Genomic DNA, 3,965 nt, shown 5'->3' on the forward strand with positions numbered 1-3,965 from the left:
GCCTTGACGATCTCGTCGGCAACCGCGTTTGCGCCGTCCTGGTTCAGGTCGGCGATCGCCACGGCCGCGCCCGCTTTTGCGAGCTCCAGCGCGATTTCCTTGCCGATGCCGCTTGCGGCGCCCGTGACGACTGCGGTCTTGCCGTTCAGATCTGCTGCCATGTCCGTCTCCTTCCGTTATCGGATCGAAAAAGCGCGCCCCGCTGCATCCGCTTTCGTCGCGATCGTGCAGGTGGAGGCCAGCCGCTATTGTGCACGATCGGCCCCGCCGTTCGCGCGCAAAACGTCTAAGCTTAAGGTCGGTTCAGAGTCGCGGGAGATTCCCATGCACTATCGACGGCTAGGCCGCTCCGGCCTGCAGATCAGCGCGCTTTCGCTCGGCTCGTGGGTCACCTACGGCAACCAGGTCGATCAGCGGGTCGCCCGCGAATGCCTTGCGGCGGCCCGCGATGCGGGCGTCAATTTCTTCGACAACGCCGAGGTCTACGCCAGTGGCAAATCCGAGGAAATCATGGGCCAGGCGCTCAAGTCGCTCGGCTGGCCGCGCGTCAGCTACCTCGTGTCCACGAAGTTCTTCTGGGGGCTCGCGGAAGCGCCGAACCAGTACCACACACTGAACCGGAAATATCTGCTGAACGCGATCGACGGCTCGCTGCGCCGGCTGCAGCTCGACCATGTCGACCTCGTGTACTGCCATCGCCCCGATCCGAACACACCGATCGAGGAGACCGTCTGGGCGATGAGCGACATGATCGTACGCGGCAAGGCGCTGTACTGGGGCACGTCCGAATGGAGCGCCGACGAGATCCGCGCCGCGTACGAGATTGCCGAGCGGCACCATCTGCACAAGCCGGTCGTCGAGCAGCCGCAGTACAACCTGTTCCACCGTACCCGGGTCGAACAGGAATACGCACGGCTCTATCACGACTACGGCCTCGGCCTGACGACCTGGAGCCCGCTGGCATCGGGGCTGCTCACCGGCAAGTACCGGAACGGCGTACCGCCGGGCAGCCGCGCGCAATTGCCGGGCTACGACTGGCTCCGCGAACGGCTGACGGATCCGGTCAGCAACGATGTGGTCGAACGGCTCGGCGAGATCGCGACCGAACTCGGCTGCAGCACCGCCCAGCTCGCGATTGCATGGGTACTCGCGAATCCGCGCGTGAGTTCGGTCATTACGGGCGCCTCGCGAATCGAGCAGATCGGCGACAACATGCGCGCGCTCGACGTTGCCGAGAAACTGACGCCGGAGATCAAGCAACGCATCGAGGAGACCGTCGGCGATGCATACGAGTAAGGCGGCTCACGCCCACTCGCGTACAATACGCGGCCGCATTGGCGCGCGGCCCGACGGCTTCGCGCGATCATCCGTTTTCATCGATTCACCCTTCGTTTCAGGCAGCCAGCCATGCTCAGTTATCGTCACGGTTTTCACGCAGGCAACCACGCGGACGTGCTCAAGCACGCCGTCGTCGTCCAGCTGCTGCGCTACCTGAACAAGAAAGACAAGTCGTACTGGTACATCGACACGCACGCCGGTGCCGGCGTGTATTCGCTGCGCGACGGTTATGCCGCCAAGACAGGGGAATTCGACACCGGCATCGGGCCGCTGTGGAACGAAAAGGACCTGCCCGAAGCGCTCGGCGACTACATCGACGAGGTGCGCGCGCTGAACGACGACGGTGAGCTGCATTACTATCCGGGCTCCCCGTATCTCGCATGGCGATCGATGCGCGAGCAGGACCGGATGCGCCTGTTCGAAATGCACACGACGGAAATCGACGTGTTGCGTCACAACTTCCGCGATGCGGGGCGCCGCGCGATGATTTTCGCCGGTGACGGCTTCGAGGGCATCAAGGCGCTGCTGCCGCCGCCGCCGCGACGCGCGCTCGTGCTGATCGATCCGTCCTATGAGGACAAGAAGGACTACGCGCGCACGGTGACTTGCGTGACGGAATGCCTGAAGCGTTTCGCGACAGGCTGTTACGCGATCTGGTATCCGCAGGTTGCGCGGGTGGAATCGCAGCGTTTTCCGGAGCAGCTCAAGCGCCTGCAGCCGAACAACTGGCTGCACCTGACGCTGACGGTATCGAATCCGCCGGCAGATGGCCTGGGCCTTTACGGCAGCGGAATGTTCATCCTGAATCCGCCGTACACGCTCGCGCAGAGCATGAACGAAGCGCTGCCCTATCTCGTCGAGCGCCTGGGACAGGACAGCGGCGCGCGGTGCCAGATCGAGCACCGCGGAAACTGAGCGAACGGTTTTCCGTTACGGCTGCGGTCTTGGCGCGGGTCTTGGCTGATTGGCCGGCGACCCACCCCAGCCCGGCACATTGATATACGGCGCGACAAACAGCGGGACCGAAGAATTCGGTCCCTGCCCTGCCGGCGCTCGCATGCCTGCGGGCTCAACGATCGGCTCGGACGATAACGGAGCCGTTTGCAACACCAGGCCGCCCTTGCCATCCTGGATCCCGCGTTGCGTATCGAGAATCAGCGGCCTGGACGACGTCGCCGCACCAGCCGCCATGCCGTGAGCGAGCACCGCGGCCCCCAGAAAGAGACGCGCGCGGGAAACGTGACGCACATCGAGACGCAAACGCATGGTCGTGTTCTTCCGGTTGAAAAGCAGGTCCATACCATAGCGCCACGCCGACGATTTCGCCAGATCGGACGCACAAAAAAACAAAGCCCCGTCAACACGGGGCTTGCTTTTCGCTCGGTGCCACACGGCACCTGACGGTGACTCCGATTACAGCGAGTAGCCGTTGGTTTCGAGCGAGCGGATGCGGCTCTCGAGCTGAACGATGTCCGACGACGACGCGAGGTAAGCCTCACGGCGTTCGCGCTCTGCGGATTCGAACCAGTTGCTCAGCTTTTCAACGATGTAGGCGATCATGATGTTCTCCAAGGAAGGGGGACCCCTGGCGAATCGAGATTCAGGGATTTCCCGTATAGGGTTATCCCGAATTATAGCGATGCCGCACCAAGATGCCAGTGAAATGCTTGCATGGAAGCCATTCCAGTTTGGAATGGTTTACGAACTATCTGCTTCAACCCACTGATTTTTAAAGATATTGAATCGAGGCTCCGATTCGGCCTCGAGGATATGCACTAATCTAGTTCACTGACCGGGTCGGCCAGCCGCGCCAAGATCGGGCATTCGGGTCGCCCGTCACCATGGCAGTGCGCGGCGAGATCGGCAAGTGTATTGCGCATGTCGCTCAATTCCGCGATGCGTTTGTCGAGTTCGGCCACGTGTTCGAGGGCGATCGACTTCACTTCGGCGCTGGCGCGGGAGCGGTCTTGCCAGAGCATCAGCAGCTTGCGAATATCCTCGACGAGAAAACCGAGCCGCCGCGCCTGGCGGATGAAACGCAGAATATGGACGTCATCCGAACCGTAGATGCGGTATCCGGCGTCGCTCCGCTTGCTCGGCGCAAGAAGGCCGACCTGCTCGTAGTAGCGGATCATTTTTGCGCTGACGCCGGATTCGCGCGACGCGTCGCCGATATTCATTCCCTGCCCTCTCTCCATCAAGCACTGGTTCGAACACGAAGGTCGACGCATGCATTCGTCGACGACATTTGGATCGTATCAAATCGCGAGATTTCGTTCCTGCCTGGGCAGTGACGGCCGGATCGACCGCAATCCGGATGTCCTTATTGAGGTAGGTGGTGGCTGCGAAATCTGCTGGTTCGGAGCAGCATGCAGCGCGTATCAAGCTGCCCGCCCACTGACGATCACGCCAACACTTGCAGCGATCGCGCATTTCTGCGCTGCAAATGCAAAAACCCCCGCCTTTCGGGCGGGGGTTTCTGGCTTAGGGAGCCTGACGATTACCTACTTTCACACGGGAATCCGCACTATCATCGGCGTAGAGTCGTTTCACGGTCCTGTTCGGGATGGGAAGGGGTGGGACCGACTCGCTATGGTCATCAGGCAAAGAGGGTTGTCGCGTTGCTT

6 protein-coding genes and 1 rRNA gene are annotated in these 3,965 nt (G+C 61.8%); 2 read left to right on the top strand and 5 right to left on the bottom strand.

Features of this window, described 5'->3' with window-relative positions:
• The coding region (locus DIE04_RS29360; RefSeq protein ID WP_124524115.1) for an SDR family NAD(P)-dependent oxidoreductase at nucleotides 1–161 on the bottom strand (161 nt) is incomplete at its 3' end.
• Nucleotides 162–324: 163 nt separating this feature from the next.
• Between DIE04_RS29360 and DIE04_RS29365 the strand changes: the two genes are divergently transcribed.
• On the top strand, nucleotides 325–1,296 hold the full coding sequence (locus DIE04_RS29365; protein WP_124524117.1) for an aldo/keto reductase: 972 nt from the start codon (nucleotides 325–327) through the stop codon (nucleotides 1,294–1,296).
• Nucleotides 1,297–1,407: 111 nt separating this feature from the next.
• A complete protein-coding gene (locus tag DIE04_RS29370; protein WP_124489871.1) occupies nucleotides 1,408–2,253 on the top strand; it encodes a 23S rRNA (adenine(2030)-N(6))-methyltransferase RlmJ in 846 nt (281 codons plus the stop codon).
• A 15-nt stretch (nucleotides 2,254–2,268) separates the two neighbouring features.
• On the opposite strand, the gene DIE04_RS29375 is transcribed toward DIE04_RS29370, so the two are convergent.
• From DIE04_RS29375 to rrf, 4 genes are all read right to left on the bottom strand, one after another.
• On the bottom strand, nucleotides 2,269–2,637 hold the full coding sequence (locus DIE04_RS29375; protein WP_124489870.1) for a hypothetical protein: 369 nt from the start codon (nucleotides 2,635–2,637) through the stop codon (nucleotides 2,269–2,271).
• A 114-nt stretch (nucleotides 2,638–2,751) separates the two neighbouring features.
• Nucleotides 2,752–2,898, bottom strand: a complete 147-nt coding sequence (locus DIE04_RS29380) for a DUF3563 family protein (protein ID WP_081053322.1) — start codon at nucleotides 2,896–2,898, stop codon at nucleotides 2,752–2,754.
• Between the two features lie 215 nt (nucleotides 2,899–3,113).
• The gene (gene cueR / locus DIE04_RS29385; RefSeq protein WP_124524121.1) at nucleotides 3,114–3,518 is read right to left on the bottom strand and encodes a Cu(I)-responsive transcriptional regulator; all 405 of its coding nucleotides are present in this window, start codon (nucleotides 3,516–3,518) and stop codon (nucleotides 3,114–3,116) included.
• Nucleotides 3,519–3,829: 311 nt separating this feature from the next.
• A 5S ribosomal RNA gene (gene rrf, locus DIE04_RS29390) occupies nucleotides 3,830–3,942 on the bottom strand.
• Nucleotides 3,943–3,965 lie beyond the last annotated feature (23 nt).

Source organism: Burkholderia sp. Bp8994 (assembly GCF_003853805.1).
In the GTDB taxonomy this organism is placed as follows: Bacteria; Pseudomonadota; Gammaproteobacteria; order Burkholderiales; family Burkholderiaceae; genus Burkholderia.

What these genes read in the sequence shown, in the direction of transcription:
- DIE04_RS29365 (WP_124524117.1), top strand. Translation starts at nt 325, where the DNA reads ATGCACTATCGACGGCTAGGCCGCTCCGGCCTGCAGATCAGCGCGCTT.
- DIE04_RS29370 (WP_124489871.1), top strand. Translation starts at nt 1,408, where the DNA reads ATGCTCAGTTATCGTCACGGTTTTCACGCAGGCAACCACGCGGACGTG.
- DIE04_RS29375 (WP_124489870.1), bottom strand. Translation starts at nt 2,637, where the DNA reads ATGGACCTGCTTTTCAACCGGAAGAACACGACCATGCGTTTGCGTCTC.
- DIE04_RS29380 (WP_081053322.1), bottom strand. Translation starts at nt 2,898, where the DNA reads ATGATCGCCTACATCGTTGAAAAGCTGAGCAACTGGTTCGAATCCGCA.
- cueR (WP_124524121.1), bottom strand. Translation starts at nt 3,518, where the DNA reads ATGAATATCGGCGACGCGTCGCGCGAATCCGGCGTCAGCGCAAAAATG.